Below are 14,228 nucleotides of genomic sequence, written 5' to 3'. Positions count from 1 at the left end.
CATATGGATGAAAAAGAGCGATCTCAACGTCGTTTTAGTATCGGTAACCAACTTATGTTGGCGGTATTAACGTTGAGTTTAATCTTTACGGTCATCATTTCTACAGTGAGCTTATATCGAGTTTTTCACGAAGATTTAGCCCATTTAGATGTTGAATTAAAGCAGGTTGAGTCTAGCTATTTATCGAGTTTTTCTGCGAGTTTGTGGGTAGAGGATAGGGAGCTGTTGCTGACACAAGCTCAAGGTGCAATGCGTATGCCCTCGGTGGACTACTTACGTATTGCTAGTGAAGACGAAGTTATCATTGAATTAGGTTCGGCGCTTTCTGAGGATGTTGTCGAGAGAAGCTGGCCGATGCAGTATCGGGTCGGCGATAAAACGTATGATCTCGCGATATTAACGGTTCAATCGGATCTTAGCGCGATATATGAAGATCTTTGGCAGCAGTTCTTTTTTCTACTTACGACAGAAGCAATCAAAATTCTTGTCCTCATCATTGGTGTTCTTTGGGTAGCGTTTCGCTTGTTGGTCAATCCGTTACAATTGCTGTCTGGTGCGGTGAGCGATTTTCGTGGCGGTACAGTGCCGAGTAAAGTGACTCTCCCTAAACGATGGTGCTTTGATGAAGTGAGTGTTTTGGCAGAGAAATACAACCGAAGTGTTGAGAAAGTGAAAGAGCACCAGACTGAGTTAGAGGCTGAACGCGATAGGGCAGAAGTCGCTAATCGTAAGAAAAGTGAGTTTCTTGCCACTATGAGTCATGAGATCCGCACACCGATGAATGGCATTATTGGTGTGTCGTCGTTGCTCAATGACACCGACCTCGATCCCCAGCAAAAAGAGTTTGTAGAGATCATTGACAGTTCTTCTCACTCACTAATGACGATCATCGACGACATTTTGGACTTCTCTAAAGTTGAAGCTGGCAAAGTAGAGCTAGAATACACGAGCTATGATCTTCGCGAGCTACTTGACGATGTCATCAGTTTACATAGTGTCAAAGCCAAGCAGAAAAACTTACAGCTGCTCAGCGATATTGATCCTCACTTGCCAACGGAAGTGCAAGGTGATGCCACACGATTGAAACAAGTTCTGAACAATTTGTTGAGCAACGCGATTAAATTTACCGAGCGCGGCCATGTGAAGCTTCTTGTAGCGTTATCTCGACTTGATGGAGAGACCGCTCATATCCGGTTTCGAGTTGTGGATTCTGGTATTGGTATTGCGAAAGAGCACCAACAAGCAATCTTCGAACGCTTCCAACAAGCTGATGGTAGTACCACCAGAAAGTATGGTGGGACAGGGCTTGGTTTGGCGATAGCTGCACAGTTGGTTAACTTGATGGGAGGGGAAATACAACTAACAAGTGAGCTTGGGCTGGGAAGCTGTTTTGAATTTTCGATTCCTGTTGCTGTAATAAATGCGCAATCGACCTATACCGACCAACTTAATGTATTAGATTTCCGGAAAGCGGAAGACAACGAAATCAGCCCTCAAGATAATGATAAACCTTGGGTATTGGTTGTTGAAGATACCATCGTCAATCAGAAGGTAGTTCGCATCATGTTAGAAAAACTGGGTGTGCGAGTGAGTGTCGCCAACCATGGCGAAGAAGCATTGCAGCTGTGTGATCAGCAGCCTTTCGATTTGATTTTTATGGACTGCCAAATGCCTGTGATGGATGGGTTTATTGCTACGGAGCGAATTCGAAAAATGGGAGAGTGGGGGAAACACGTTCCAATTATTGCGCTAAGTGCCAATGTCATTAAAGAGGATCAGCAACATTGCTTCGATGTCGGGATGAACGAGTTCGTGGCTAAACCCGTTACCAAGACTCGATTACAACAAATATTCGAACAGCATTTACCAAAAGCACTGAAAATCAGCGCTGTGCCTAAATAGTTAACTTGAAATCGATCAAGTTAAGTGCGTTTCTATTCTGTAATTGTAACTCTGTGTGATATAGTGCCCGGCTAGTATTTAAAGTACCTTGAGGCTGTGAATGTCGTTTAATCTATCCCTATTGCCGCCTGACGAAAAAAACAAAATCGAACTGGATAAGCAGGCGTCGTTTTTGGTTTGGAAGCTCAGAGAGGCCAAATCTGGTCCTGAAGCAATAGAAGAACAGTTGTCCAAGATTAACGATGCTGATGAAAAGGCGTTTTTCCAGCAATCGGTCGAAAAGTACAAACGAGTAATGGGTGTCGCTTAACGCGAACCGTGGCAATGGTTCAATCCAATGCGACGAATGAGGTAACCTCCCTATTCCTTTGCTAAGCGAAATTGAAAAGGTTTCGCTTTTTGCTAAAATCCTTCGCATTAAATTTGAATTTAGAGAGACATCCCGATGGGAAGAAGTTTTGAAGTGCGCAAAGCCTCTATGGCGAAAACTGCAGGCGCGAAAATTAAAGTTTATTCCAAATACGGTAAAGAAATTTACATGTGCGCGAAAAACGGTGGTGGTGATCCAGACATGAACTTGTCTTTGAAACACCTGATCGCAAAAGCGAAAAAAGACCAAGTTCCTGCGCACGTTATCGATAAAGCGATCGACAAAGCGAACGGTGGCGGTGGTGAAGACTACACTCCAGCACGTTACGAAGGCTTCGGCCCTGGCGGTACTAGCGTTATCGTTGACTGTCTAACAGACAACGGCAACCGTACTTTCCAAGATGTACGCCAATGCTTTGTGAAAGTCGGTGCGAAAATTGGTGTTGAGGGCTCGGTTTCTCACATGTTCGATCACCAAGCGGTATTCCAGTTCAAAGGCGACGATGATGAAATCATCCTAGAAACGCTAATGATGGAAGACGTAGACGTTACTGACGTTGAGCTAGAAGACGGTGTTATCACTGTATTCGCACCTCACACAGAATTCTTCAAAACAAAAACTGCGCTTAACGGTGCATTCCCAGATCTAACGATCGATGTTGAAGAAATCACATTCGTTCCGCAAACTCATACGCCTGTATCGGGTGAAGATGCTGAGAAGTTCCAGAAATTCCTAGATCTTCTAGATGACTGTGATGATGTTCAGCAGGTTTACCACAACGCAGAGCTGTAATTAATTCGCTCATATCGTTGTAAAAAGGCTTCTTTAGGGAAGCCTTTTTTGATCGCTTTTTCTCAAGCAACGCTATGCGTTACGATATTTGGAATAACACAGCGACATGATTACACCAAAACAGATACCTTGAGTTAGCATCGCCGTGCCGCCATAGCTAAAGAAGGGAAGTGGGCTACCCATTACTGGCAACAAGCCACTCACCATGCCCGTATTGATAAAAGCATACAGAAAAAAGCTCATCGCTAATGCGCCACTTACCAGCCGACTAAAAAAGTGGTCAGACTGACATGCAAGCAACATAACGCGTGCAGTAATAAACAAGTACAATGCGAGTAAGACTAAACTGCCAACAAAGCCCCATTCTTCTGCATATGTCGAAAAAATAAAGTCCGTATGACTTTCTGGAATAAAGCCAAGTGTTCCCTGCGTTGCATTCATCCAGCCTTTGCCTTTCATACCGCCTGAGCCAATCGCAATCAAAGATTGGATGATTTGGTAGCCCGAACCCAGTGGATCGGACTCAGGGTGCAAGAACTGTGTTACACGGCTCTTTTGATAGGTTTCCATAACGAAGAACCATAAAATAGGTGCTAACGTTAAAATGCTCGCAATAAACCCGCAGATTATTTTCCAGCTCATGCCAGCCAAAAACAAAACGAACAATGCATAAATGATGGTAAAAACTGCACCGTCTAAATCCGGTTGTAGCGCGATTAACCCGGCAGGAATCATTGTAATAAGTAAGCAAAACGCAATTTTCCGACTGTCTGGTCGACCTCCTTCAATATGAAGCATCCAGGCGATCATGATTGGAATGGAAAGCTTGATTAGCTCAGACGGTTGAAAGCGGAAGAAGCCGATATCGAGCCAACGTTGAGAGCCATTGGTGCTATCACCAAATAAAGCGACAGCAAGTAGCAGAGCAACCGCAATAATGTAGAGATATGGAGCTGAGCGCTGATAGCTGGACGCTGGAATCGAGGACATGACCAAGATGCAAACTAATGTCAGTCCGCAGCGCGCCAAATGTTTGAAGAGCATCGCCTCATTAAAGCTACTGGCACTCCAGAGAGTGAGCGAACTTAACAGCATGATCGGAATGATCGCCATGAGTAGTGGCAAATCAACTCTTGGGAAATAACGCTTATTCATTTTCAACGACCTAATAACGCACCTATTTTGAGTGCGAAAACAACTAAAACTCGAAGAGTTCAAACTATTCCGATGCTAAGAATCTCGATTTCGAAACAACAGACACCATGCAAAGGTGTGTAAGAAAGGAGAGTGCGCACTGTCTGTTATGGGTAGCTGTGGGATGGATAAATACACTAGCCTCAGATTTTAAGCCAGTGTTTTTATTGTGACTGCCGTAAAAATGTAGCGTTACGAATGAACGGAATTGTATTTTCTGTTTAAGTGAATGTCATTCATCCTCTCTCAATACCATTCACTCCGCATAACTGCCATTGGTCGCATGCAAAAGCAGCGTGCGATCTTCTCCCTTAATCTGAAACCATCAAATCACGTTCAACTAAGGACAGTACATGATGGTTTCTCAATTTCGCTCAATCAAAGCTCTTAAACTGGCAAGTACCTTTATCGCCGCATTTGCACTCAGCAGCAATCTGACTCTGGCTAACCCAAGCGAGCGCACACTCAGTCAATTCAACCAAGCGGCGCAGGGTGACTCTGGTTTAGTTGATACCGTTTACGGCGAATTATCCAAACAACTTGAAGAGCAGGGCGCAACGCCGGTGACCTTGGTTTACTTGGGCAGTGCTGAAACGTTGCAAGGTCGTGAGGCGTTTATGCCTTGGAACAAGATGAAGTTCACCGAGCGCGGTCTTGCCACAATCCAAAAAGGTTTGGACTTAATGGCGAATCAGCCATTACCACTGCAAGAGCAACAACGCTTACAAGGCTTGCCGGAATACCAGCTAGCTACCGCCATGGCAGCTACTACGTTTACCTCTCTGCCAGACATGTTCAATCACTTTGAGCGTGGCTACGAGCTGTACCTTTCATTGCTCGATGAGCCGAGTTTTAGCCAACAACCTTTCGCGGCTACTTCGTGGATTTATCGCTACGCCATTGAAGCTGCATTGCGCGCTGAAGATGTTCAACAAGCCAAAACATGGTTAGCGCAAATGGAGCAATTGGGCGACAGCAATCTAGAAACGCAAACCGCGAAAGCGCTGCTAGCGAAATATTAGGGAGGCGTCATGATCGTTTTTAATCAACTTAGTCGCGATTACGCCCTTGGCAGCCAAACTGTGCGTGCATTGCGAGACGTGTCTGGTGAAGTGTTTTCCGGCGAAATGGTGGCTCTGTGCGGGCCGTCTGGTTCAGGCAAAAGCACCTTACTTAATGTGCTTGGCATGCTGGATACTCAATACCAAGGTCAAGTGACATTTGCAGGCAGCCCATATCCAACCGGACAAATGCAAGCTGCGAAAATGCGCCGTGAAAAGCTTGGCTTTGTGTTCCAAAAATTCAACCTTGTTCCCGTGATGACGGCACTAGAGAACGTGGCGTATCCGCTACACCTCAACGGCTTTTCAAAAGCAGATCAAACCGAGCTCGCCACACAAATGCTAGAACACGTTGGCTTGGGCGAGTTTATTCATCACATGCCCGATAACCTATCGGGCGGTCAGCAACAACGCGTGGCAATTGCTCGTGCGTTAGTACACAAACCAGCATTGGTGATTGCTGATGAGCCAACCGCAAGCCTTGATAGCCAAACTGCCAACAAGGTCATCGACATTATGAAAGGGCTCGGACACGAGCTTGGTACCACTTTTATTGTCGCCACTCACGACCCTCGTATGGCATCCCGTTGTGATCGCACCATTGAATTGGTGGACGGCAAGATTACCCAAACGCACGCAAGTGTGGAGGAAGTTTCATGGGCAAGCTAATTCCAGTTTCCGTTCGCCTTGCTTGGTTGAACCTGCAACGCAATCGCCGCCGCAGTTTGTTGTCGATGCTGATCATCGCCATTGCCGTGTTTGCATTAACCAGTGCGGGCGGTTTTGGTCTGTACACCTACGACAGTTTGAAAGAATCGACAGCGCGTGACACCGGGCATCTGACGTTAACCACACCGGGTTACTTCGCCAAAGAAGAAGAGATGCCGCTGAGTAACGGGTTAACTCATGCCGATGACATCACCAAGCAATTGATTGGCTTGAATGAAGTGCGAGGCGTGCAGCCACGAGTTGAGTTCAGCGGTTTGATCTCAAACGGTAACAAGTCCTCTATCTTTATCGGCATTGGCGTGAACGAACGCGAATTCGATATGAAAGGACCGTTTTTGGATGTGCGTGAAGGGCAGACGCTGTCCAACATTCATGCATCGCGTTATGACCCAGCAGAGCCAGAAGTGATGCTCGGTGTTGATTTGGCGAACAATCTAAGCGTGCACGTTGGCGATTGGATCACCTTGCTGGCGACCACAACCGATGGTGCATTGAACGCGTATGATTTCAAAGTGCGTGGCATCTATTCAACTGGCGTACCTGAGCTTGATAAACGCCAGCTTTACGTGCACATCAACAGTGCGCAATCGTTGTTGGGCTCCGATAAAGTCAGTGCGTTATCAGTCTTCCTGTTCGATACCAGTTTAACGAGCAAAGTCGAGCAACAAGTGGCTTCGGTTCTGAGTAAGCAAAAACAGAACTTTGGTGACCAAGATATTGAGATTACGCCTTGGCAAGAACGCGCGTTCTTCTATCTCAAAGTGAAAGATTTGTACGATCGTATCTTCGGCATCATGGGCGCAGTAATGGCGCTGGTGGTCTTTGTCGCGCTGTTCAACACCATGACCATGTCAGTCACCGAGCGTACTCGTGAAATTGGCACCTTGTCGGCTCTTGGTAGCTACCCTCGCGAAATCATTGCTGGGTTCTTGCGCGAAGCAGGGTTACTTGCGGTGATTGGTAGCTTAATCGGCGCTTTGTTTACTGCGTTAGTTACCGTCTTACTGATGGTGGTGGATGTGCAAATGCCGCCACCACCAGGACGCACAGAAGGTTACCCATTGACGATTTACTTCTCTTGGGAGCTGGTGGCTATAGCTGGATTTGCAGTATTGATGATTTGTTTGGTTGCGGCGTTTTTCTCGGCACGAAAAGGGGTGAACAAGCCAATTACGGAGGCTCTGATTTATGTTTAATTTCAAATCACTATTACCAATTGCATTGCTGACGGTAACTGGCGTTGCAAGCATGAATGCCAGTGCGAATGAAACACCGCTAGATGCACAGCAAGTCGCTAAATTGATTGAAAAAGCGGACAGTTACCGCTTGCACGATGATTCCTCCAAAGTGGTGTCACTGGTGCGCTTATATCAAGACCAAGAGTTAGATAAAACCCGCCTTTACCACGTGTACACGCGTCCAAATCGTGAATCGCTGGTGGTGTTCAAATCAGCAGTTGAAGCTGGGCAAAAGATGCTGATGATGGGCGATAACTACTGGCTGCAAATGCCAAAGAGCCGCCGTCCGATTCGCATTACGCCAATGCAGAAGCTGCTTGGTGAAGCGTCTATCGGCGACATCTCAACCCTGACGTGGAGCCAAGATTATCAAGGTGAATGGAAAGCGACAGAAACTGTTTCGGTGAACGGAGAAAGTGTCGCGGCTTATCACCTTGCGTTAACCGCGAAAACCAAAGGGGCGAGCTATCAGAAGATCGACTTATGGTTGTCTGAGCAAGATGCATTTCCAATCAAAGCCGATCTCTACTTGCGCTCTGGCAAACTCGCCAAGCAAGCGCAATACGGACGTGCAACTGACAACGGTGAAGACTACGTCAGTGAGATGACCTTGCTTGATAGCATTCAGCCGAGCAAAAAGACCGTTATTGAGTACCAAGAAATCGTGCCTTGGCAACTGGATAACAAGTTCTACAACCCAAGCTATTTGCCTAAAGCCAACACGACTCAGCTTTAGTCTGAGCTTCGTAAAGAGAACCATGAAAACGAGCAAGGAAGACACATGAAATCGCGCCAGCCTAACCTTAACAAAAGCACCAGTCTATTGATTGCTGCGTCGTTGTGTGTGGGCGCGGCAGCCCCAGTTTTTGCCAATAACGAACTGAGTTTTGAGTGGGACTGGGCTGTCAGTTACGAAACGGCCAAGCAGCGTGACAGCGCATTTATGCAGGCGCAGGGCAGTTCTCGTGATTCACTGAATGCACTGTTGGATGTGCAGGTGAATTATCAAAACTTTAGTGGCTTGTTTGCTCTGTACAGCCAAGGGTTGTACCTCAACCAACAAGGAGAGAATGACTGGTTGAGTGAAGCTGATAACCAACTGTTGATTCGAGAGCTGGCTTGGCTAGGAGAGTGGCAAGTCGGTGAAACCACACTTGATGTGAATTTGGGTAAGTTGCGCGTGGATTGGGGCGTGGGTTATGGCTACCGACCTTTGGATCTGTTTAAGCCTTATCGACAAAATCCTGTTGGCTTAGTAGCAGAAGAAGGTGCGGGTGTGTTTTCACTTTCACACTACGATATGGCAGGCGAGTGGACGGTGATTGCAACGGATTCAAGCTGGGGGCAACAAGACCAAAGTGCACTTGATCAAGCCGCAGAGCAACAAGGTATTGGTATTCGTCGATACGCGCTGGTGGGTGACACTGAGTATCAACTTATTGGTTATTACGATGATGTCCGCCGAGGTTTACTCGGAGCCAGTGCCATTGCTGTGTGGGATGAATCCATCGCCATGCACGGTTCCATGCTGTGGCAAAAGCAAAGTGTCGGCTATCAGTTTCAGCAGGATGATCTTTACCAACCCGTTTCGGTTGAGGACCAGGGCAGCGCATTCCAAGCCTTAATTGGGTTGAATTGGGCAAACCAAGCCGGACACAACGTGATTGCTGAATATTGGTACGACAGCCGTGCATGGTCGAAAGGCGAATGGCAACAAGCAATAGAGCGTGGCGAATTACTCTCTCAGATCCCCGACCATAATGTATCTCTACTTGCGACAAGCTACGCCCAAGGGTTTCAGCATGCCAATATCGTTCAGCATAACGTAATGCTGCACTGGAGTTGGGATTTGGAAGCGTGGGCTGCATGGAACGGTAAAGCGGATATGGGCTGGCTAAGTGATGTAACCCCTACGTTGGATGTGATGCTGTCGCCGCAAGATGACGGTGTGATTGTCACGCAGTGGCTTAACTACCAATGGATTGATACTGGCGATCAAAGTGTAGAAGTGGAAGTTGCCGCACGCTTTTTAACCGGAGACGACCAATCTGCTTACGCACAAATCAATGATAAGCATATGATTGTATTTAACATCAAAGGGAAATTCTAAATGGGTTCAGCAAAATCAGTGGTGAAAAGTGGATGGCCGCGTAGCTTATTAGTGACCACGGCATTTTGTCTCTTTATCGCAGCAATGACGCTCTCGGTTTGGGGCGGTTCATTCTACATTCATGTGGCGGTTAGCTTTGGATTTGGCTATTCGGCTATCTTCTTCTCATGGCTTGTCGACCGCCTGTTTCCTACCATTCCTCGTTTGGCGGAAGTGGCTATCTCGCTGACGGCATGCCTACTGTTTGGTGTGGTGAACGCCCAGCTTTGGCTTGGGGAATACTTCGGTATCTCAAGTATGCTGTCGGTTGGTCTAATGGGATTGTTATTCAGTGCCATGTGCTTTTTCTATTTCTATTCACGCGAGCAACATGCGATCGCTCAGCGAGAGTTGGAAGCCATCAAGCGCGAGAAAGCCGAGCAAGATCGTGCGCTGTTGCTGAGTCAGCTTAAGCAGATGCAAAGTCAGATTGAACCACATTTCCTATTTAATACCTTGGCGAATATCAGCGCGCTCATGTCGCAAGATGTCGATAAAGCTAAGCTGATGCTAGAACAGTTAACCGCACTGCTGCGAGCAACGCTAAAAAGCTCACGCGAAGAACACACCAACATAGACAATGAAACAGCGTTAATTGAGGCTTACTTAGGCATCCAGAAAACCCGTTTAGGTGACCGACTCAGCTACAAGATTGAGGTGGAGGAGGGACTAGGCAGAACCGAGTTACCGCCGATGATGCTCCAACCTTTAATCGAAAACGCCATCATCCATGGTATTGAACCGAAGCGAGAAGGCGGCGAAGTCAGCTTGCTCATAAAGCGCGAACAACAGAACTTGAAGATTGAAGTCAGAGACACGGGTGTTGGCTTGAATCACGTTAGTGGGCACATGGGCTCTGGCGTGGGTCTAAGTAATCTCAAGCAGCGAGTTGAAGCTTTGTTCGCAGGACAAGGAGAGGTTTCTATCAGTGAGTCTGTTCAGGGTGGCGTTTGTGTTCGCCTGAGTTGGCCAATGGAATCGTAATCAAGGAAGAAAGGAATGAATACAGGGTTTACTGCCATTATTGCTGATGATGAACCGCTATTGAGGCGTCATCTTGATAAAAGCCTAGCTGAAGTGTGGCCAGAGCTAGAGGTGATAGCCAAAGTCGCCGATGGTGAACAAGCGTTGCAAGCCATTGAGCAAAACCAACCTGATATTGCGTTTCTCGATATTCGTATGCCAGTTTTGGATGGCATGACATTAGCGCAAAAACTCAATCAACTCGCCAATCCACCTTTGATTGTGTTTGTCACTGCGTACGATGATTACGCCATCAAAGCTTTTGAGCAAAATGCCGCCGATTATTTGCTCAAGCCTATCTCTGATGAGCGCCTTCTGACGACGTGTGAAAGAGTGAAAGCACGCCTTGCTAAGCGAGAGCAAGAAAGCAGTAATGTGCAGATGAGCAGCCTGTTAGAACAGTTGCAGCAATTATCCGCTCCACAAACGCCGCAATATCTTCAGTGGATCAAAGCGACGCAAGGGGAAGATATTCATCTGATCGCCACGTCTGATGTGTTGTATTTCAAAGCGGAAGAAAAATACGTTTCTGTGTATGCCCAACAAGGACAAGGCAAAGTGCAGGAGTATTTGATTCGTACATCGTTGAAAGAGTTGATAGGGCAGCTTAACCCAGAACAGTTCTGGCAAGTGCACCGTTCAAGCGTGGTGCAAGTGTGCAAAATTAGCAAAGTAAACAAAGACTTTGCTGGCAGAATGTTTGTGCACGTTGGAGAAAACAAGCTCCCTGTGAGCCGTGCATCTCAAAGTTTATTCAAAGGAATGTAATCGCTAGAACTGCTCACTCTTTACACTGTAAACTCGCTGCTCATTTGTTTCAGCAACGAAAACAAAAAGCGCCTAAGTCATATAACGTTAGGCGCTTTTATTGTTTTATAGCGACGATTTCTCCGAAGAGATGAATGGGCTTATTCGCTGATCGTCACTTTCTCGATAATGATTGGATCGCATGGCACATCATCGTGACCAAGCTTAGAGGTCGTTTTCACTTTCGCGATGCGGTTTACGACATCCATACCCGCGGTCACTTTACCAAACACGGCGTAGCCCCAGCCTAGGTTGGTAGTTGCGGTGTGGTCTAGGAAATCATTGTCTTCCAAGTTAATGAAGAACTGTGCTGTTGCAGAGTGCGGAGCATCGGTACGCGCCATTGCGATAGTGCCAACAAGGTTCTTTAGACCACGGTTTGCTTCGTTCGCGATAGGGGCGCGTGTTGGCTTTTCTGCCATGTCTTCGGTATGACCGCCACCTTGGATCATAAAGCCGTCGATAACGCGGTGGAAAATGGTGCCGTCGTAGAAGCCATCTTCACAGTATTTTTTGAAGTTCTTTGAGCTAACTGGCGCTCGTTCTAGGTTCAATTCAATTTCGATGTCACCGAAATTGGTGGTCATAATAATCATCTTGTTTGCCCTTGTGGGTGCTAAGTTGGCGGCATTATAGCTAAGTCGCATTATGATAGCAGAAATAAAAACAGCGACGTTTTGGCGTCGCTGTTTGCATAGTGAATGGGTCAGGAAAGCGTTAAACCGTAAAGCGACCGACCAAGTCGTACAGCTCGTTAGCCTTGTGGTTAAGGTTGCCACTGCCTGCGCGGTTTTGGTTGGCAAGGTGCGCCGATTGGCTGCTTTGTTGAGAGATCACTTCAATACGTTGTGAAATCTCTTGCCCAACTTGGCTTTGCTCTTCGGTTGCTGTTGCGATCAGCGTGTTCATGTCCATGATGTTAGCAATTGCGGCTTGGATTTCTTGCAGTGCGGCAGAGGCTGCTCGTGCTTCTTCAACCGTTGCTTCACCGCGCGCTTGGCTCGAACCCATGGCTTTCACTGCCGCATCCGAGCCAGACTTCAATTGCTCAATCATTTGGTGAATTTCGCCTGTGCTGTCTTGAGTGCGACTCGCCAGTTTACGGACCTCATCGGCAACGACTGCGAAGCCGCGACCTTGTTCGCCTGCACGGGCTGCTTCAATGGCTGCGTTCAGTGCCAATAGGTTAGTTTGCTCGGCTATATCCTGAATCACTTCCAGAGAAGAAGAAATGTTTTTTACGTCGCTCTCTAAACGAGAAATCACCGTGCTGGCTTCCGACACCTCTAGCGCGAGTGCTTCGACAGAGTTCGCTGCCGAATCAACAATGTGTTTTGCTTGTTGTGAGTTTTCATCGGCGTCTCTGGCTGATTGCGCTGCTTGGTTAGCGTTGTTTGAAATCTCGTGCGCCGTTGCTGTCATCTCGGTCATTGCCGCTGCGACTTGTTCGGTCTCTTCACGTTGACCAGAAGCTAATTCATCCACTTGCGATGCACGCTGTGACATCTCGTTGGTCTCTGAAACCACTTCTTGTCCTACGTGGCTAACGCTCTTGATGATGCCTTGCAGGCTTTCAACGAAGATATTGAAGTTGCGGCTCAGCTGCGTGAACTCCGGCACGCTCGATTCTTCCATGCGCGCTGTTAAATCTGCATCGCCTTGTGCGAAAGAGTGGATTGAGGCATCAAACTGCTCAATAGGTTTCATGATGCTGCGGTTAACAAACACAGCGAAGACCGCGACGATAGCTGCAATCGAAACACAGAACAGAGCAATTGCCGTCAGTGTGGTGTTGAGAGCCTGATGCGCGGCTTCTTCCATGTTTGCCACAATGGCGTCGATATCGTCCGTGTAGAACCCCGTTCCCAACATCAAGTCCCATTCAGGAATAAAGACTGAGTAGCTGAGTTTTGGTAGTGCTTCACTCTGACCGAGTTTCGGGAAGTAATAAGTCGTGAACTCACCAGTTTTGGCATTTTTTAGCAAATCCTGAATCAGGTAATTGCCTTTCTTGTCCTGCAAGTTATAGAAGTTTTCCCCGATGCCTTTGGTGTTTTTACCCACCACGACGCGAACGCCTTTTGAATCATAACCAAAGATGTAGCCGGATTGACCAAACTCTAGTTGTTTTAAGATAGGCAGAGCCTCTTCCAGTGGGGCATTTTGTGCGAGTAGCGGCTCGACAGCGGAACGCGCCATTTGTACGTAGCTTTTGAGTTCGGCTTTTTTCATCTCCATCATTCGACTTCGAGTTTGCTCAATCTCGTGCTCGTTGTAGGCTGTGGTTTGTACGTAGGTGAACCACATCATGCCTATTGCCATAGTTAGAATTGGAATTATTGAAAGGATATATAGTCGTTTTCTGATCGTCAGATTCATAGAGACGTCCTTCTCTCGGCGCAGCGTTACAAGTGACAAGCTGAATAAGCTTGCCTGATAAAAGTGTTAATACTTATTGTTGTAATGCTTAGAGATTAACCGAGTTAATCAATCAGAAGTACTGGGAATTTGTAAATCTAGACGAAGGTCGTAGCATTTTTAAGCGGGATCACAATTAACGTGAACACGACCCACTATTGCAACGAGAAGTCCCTGTTAACCAATATGAGACGCGATACCTATTCTTTGCGAATTTGAGGTAAAGCCAGTCAGCAACAGGTTTGACAGCGCGCCAACGCAGCGGTGCATACAACCAACCACGACCGACCAGTTGCCATGCACGATGAGTCACGTCCAACCCAAGCAGCAGTTCACCCTTATCGTTGAGGGCGTGCAAAATGGTGTTGGCTTGCTCCGGATCGATCTGCGGATAAGCGGCGAACGCCTCGCTGTAGATGTCGACGGTTATGATGCGCTGCTTGGCATCGCGTTGTTTTAGCGCCTTCATCTCTTTGGCACAAAGCGGGCAGGTTCCGTCATAAAATATGGTGAGTTTTGTCATTGCGGTTTTCTTGTTTGAGATT

The 14,228-nt window shown here is 47.1% G+C and carries 14 protein-coding genes; 10 read left to right on the top strand and 4 right to left on the bottom strand.

Annotated features, from left to right (window positions below):
• Positions 1-3 precede the first annotated feature (3 nt).
• The 3 genes from R7Q46_RS14855 (at position 4) to R7Q46_RS14845 (ending at position 3,064) form a co-directional block, all read left to right on the top strand.
• A complete protein-coding gene (locus tag R7Q46_RS14855) occupies positions 4-1,902 on the top strand; it encodes an ATP-binding protein (RefSeq protein ID WP_042522309.1) in 1,899 nt (632 codons plus the stop codon).
• 100 nt (positions 1,903-2,002) lie between these two features.
• Positions 2,003-2,212, top strand: a complete 210-nt coding sequence (locus R7Q46_RS14850; protein ID WP_005374484.1) for a DUF3283 family protein — start codon at positions 2,003-2,005, stop codon at positions 2,210-2,212.
• Between the two features lie 135 nt (positions 2,213-2,347).
• On the top strand, positions 2,348-3,064 hold the full coding sequence (locus tag R7Q46_RS14845; RefSeq protein ID WP_005374482.1) for a YebC/PmpR family DNA-binding transcriptional regulator: 717 nt from the start codon (positions 2,348-2,350) through the stop codon (positions 3,062-3,064).
• Between the two features lie 72 nt (positions 3,065-3,136).
• On the opposite strand, the gene rodA is transcribed toward R7Q46_RS14845, so the two are convergent.
• On the bottom strand, positions 3,137-4,219 hold the full coding sequence (gene rodA, locus R7Q46_RS14840) for a rod shape-determining protein RodA (protein ID WP_065275570.1): 1,083 nt from the start codon (positions 4,217-4,219) through the stop codon (positions 3,137-3,139).
• 392 nt (positions 4,220-4,611) lie between these two features.
• Here rodA and R7Q46_RS14835 point away from each other — a divergent pair, with 392 nt between their 5' ends.
• From R7Q46_RS14835 to R7Q46_RS14805, 7 genes are read left to right on the top strand one after another with little or no spacing between them, the layout of a single operon-like run.
• Complete coding sequence (locus R7Q46_RS14835; RefSeq protein WP_213871335.1) at positions 4,612-5,280, top strand: hypothetical protein; 669 nt, start codon at positions 4,612-4,614, stop codon at positions 5,278-5,280.
• A 9-nt stretch (positions 5,281-5,289) separates the two neighbouring features.
• Positions 5,290-5,988: an ABC transporter ATP-binding protein gene (locus tag R7Q46_RS14830; protein WP_213968193.1), complete on the top strand. Its 699-nt coding sequence runs from the start codon at positions 5,290-5,292 to the stop codon at positions 5,986-5,988.
• Complete coding sequence (locus tag R7Q46_RS14825) at positions 5,976-7,244, top strand: ABC transporter permease (RefSeq protein WP_318077574.1); 1,269 nt, start codon at positions 5,976-5,978, stop codon at positions 7,242-7,244. The genes R7Q46_RS14830 and R7Q46_RS14825 overlap by 13 nt, the downstream gene beginning before the upstream one ends.
• Entirely contained in the window at positions 7,237-8,022 is a 786-nt protein-coding gene (locus R7Q46_RS14820; protein WP_318077573.1) for an outer membrane lipoprotein-sorting protein, read from the top strand. The genes R7Q46_RS14825 and R7Q46_RS14820 overlap by 8 nt, the downstream gene beginning before the upstream one ends.
• 45 nt (positions 8,023-8,067) lie before the next feature.
• Entirely contained in the window at positions 8,068-9,396 is a 1,329-nt protein-coding gene (locus R7Q46_RS14815; protein WP_318077572.1) for a hypothetical protein, read from the top strand.
• The gene (locus R7Q46_RS14810; protein ID WP_318077571.1) at positions 9,397-10,419 is read left to right on the top strand and encodes a sensor histidine kinase; all 1,023 of its coding nucleotides are present in this window, start codon (positions 9,397-9,399) and stop codon (positions 10,417-10,419) included.
• Positions 10,420-10,434: 15 nt separating this feature from the next.
• Positions 10,435-11,226, top strand: coding sequence for a LytR/AlgR family response regulator transcription factor (locus tag R7Q46_RS14805; RefSeq protein WP_045371237.1), 792 nt, complete (start codon positions 10,435-10,437; stop codon positions 11,224-11,226).
• 140 nt (positions 11,227-11,366) lie between these two features.
• On the opposite strand, the gene R7Q46_RS14800 is transcribed toward R7Q46_RS14805, so the two are convergent.
• The 3 genes from R7Q46_RS14800 to R7Q46_RS14790 all read right to left on the bottom strand — a co-directional run bounded on the left by R7Q46_RS14800 (position 11,367) and on the right by R7Q46_RS14790 (position 14,206).
• Positions 11,367-11,861 (bottom strand): peptidylprolyl isomerase, encoded by a 495-nt coding sequence (locus tag R7Q46_RS14800; RefSeq protein ID WP_005374458.1) that lies wholly within the window; start codon positions 11,859-11,861, stop codon positions 11,367-11,369.
• 121 nt (positions 11,862-11,982) lie between these two features.
• On the bottom strand, positions 11,983-13,644 hold the full coding sequence (locus tag R7Q46_RS14795; protein ID WP_213893183.1) for a methyl-accepting chemotaxis protein: 1,662 nt from the start codon (positions 13,642-13,644) through the stop codon (positions 11,983-11,985).
• A 175-nt stretch (positions 13,645-13,819) separates the two neighbouring features.
• The gene (locus R7Q46_RS14790; RefSeq protein WP_318077570.1) at positions 13,820-14,206 is read right to left on the bottom strand and encodes a DUF393 domain-containing protein; all 387 of its coding nucleotides are present in this window, start codon (positions 14,204-14,206) and stop codon (positions 13,820-13,822) included.
• Between the last annotated feature and the right edge of the window lie 22 nt (positions 14,207-14,228).

The organism is Vibrio sp. 811 (assembly GCF_033339195.1).
This window is presented reverse-complemented; position numbering and strand designations above follow the sequence as displayed.

Excerpts from the sequence above, each read along its gene's own strand:
- R7Q46_RS14855 (WP_042522309.1), top strand. The coding sequence starts at position 4 with ATGGATGAAAAAGAGCGATCTCAACGTCGTTTTAGTATCGGTAACCAA.
- R7Q46_RS14850 (WP_005374484.1), top strand. The coding sequence starts at position 2,003 with ATGTCGTTTAATCTATCCCTATTGCCGCCTGACGAAAAAAACAAAATC.
- R7Q46_RS14845 (WP_005374482.1), top strand. The coding sequence starts at position 2,348 with ATGGGAAGAAGTTTTGAAGTGCGCAAAGCCTCTATGGCGAAAACTGCA.
- rodA (WP_065275570.1), bottom strand. The coding sequence starts at position 4,219 with ATGAATAAGCGTTATTTCCCAAGAGTTGATTTGCCACTACTCATGGCG.
- R7Q46_RS14835 (WP_213871335.1), top strand. The coding sequence starts at position 4,612 with ATGATGGTTTCTCAATTTCGCTCAATCAAAGCTCTTAAACTGGCAAGT.
- R7Q46_RS14830 (WP_213968193.1), top strand. The coding sequence starts at position 5,290 with ATGATCGTTTTTAATCAACTTAGTCGCGATTACGCCCTTGGCAGCCAA.
- R7Q46_RS14825 (WP_318077574.1), top strand. The coding sequence starts at position 5,976 with ATGGGCAAGCTAATTCCAGTTTCCGTTCGCCTTGCTTGGTTGAACCTG.
- R7Q46_RS14820 (WP_318077573.1), top strand. The coding sequence starts at position 7,237 with ATGTTTAATTTCAAATCACTATTACCAATTGCATTGCTGACGGTAACT.
- R7Q46_RS14815 (WP_318077572.1), top strand. The coding sequence starts at position 8,068 with ATGAAATCGCGCCAGCCTAACCTTAACAAAAGCACCAGTCTATTGATT.
- R7Q46_RS14810 (WP_318077571.1), top strand. The coding sequence starts at position 9,397 with ATGGGTTCAGCAAAATCAGTGGTGAAAAGTGGATGGCCGCGTAGCTTA.
- R7Q46_RS14805 (WP_045371237.1), top strand. The coding sequence starts at position 10,435 with ATGAATACAGGGTTTACTGCCATTATTGCTGATGATGAACCGCTATTG.
- R7Q46_RS14800 (WP_005374458.1), bottom strand. The coding sequence starts at position 11,861 with ATGATTATTATGACCACCAATTTCGGTGACATCGAAATTGAATTGAAC.
- R7Q46_RS14795 (WP_213893183.1), bottom strand. The coding sequence starts at position 13,644 with ATGAATCTGACGATCAGAAAACGACTATATATCCTTTCAATAATTCCA.
- R7Q46_RS14790 (WP_318077570.1), bottom strand. The coding sequence starts at position 14,206 with ATGACAAAACTCACCATATTTTATGACGGAACCTGCCCGCTTTGTGCC.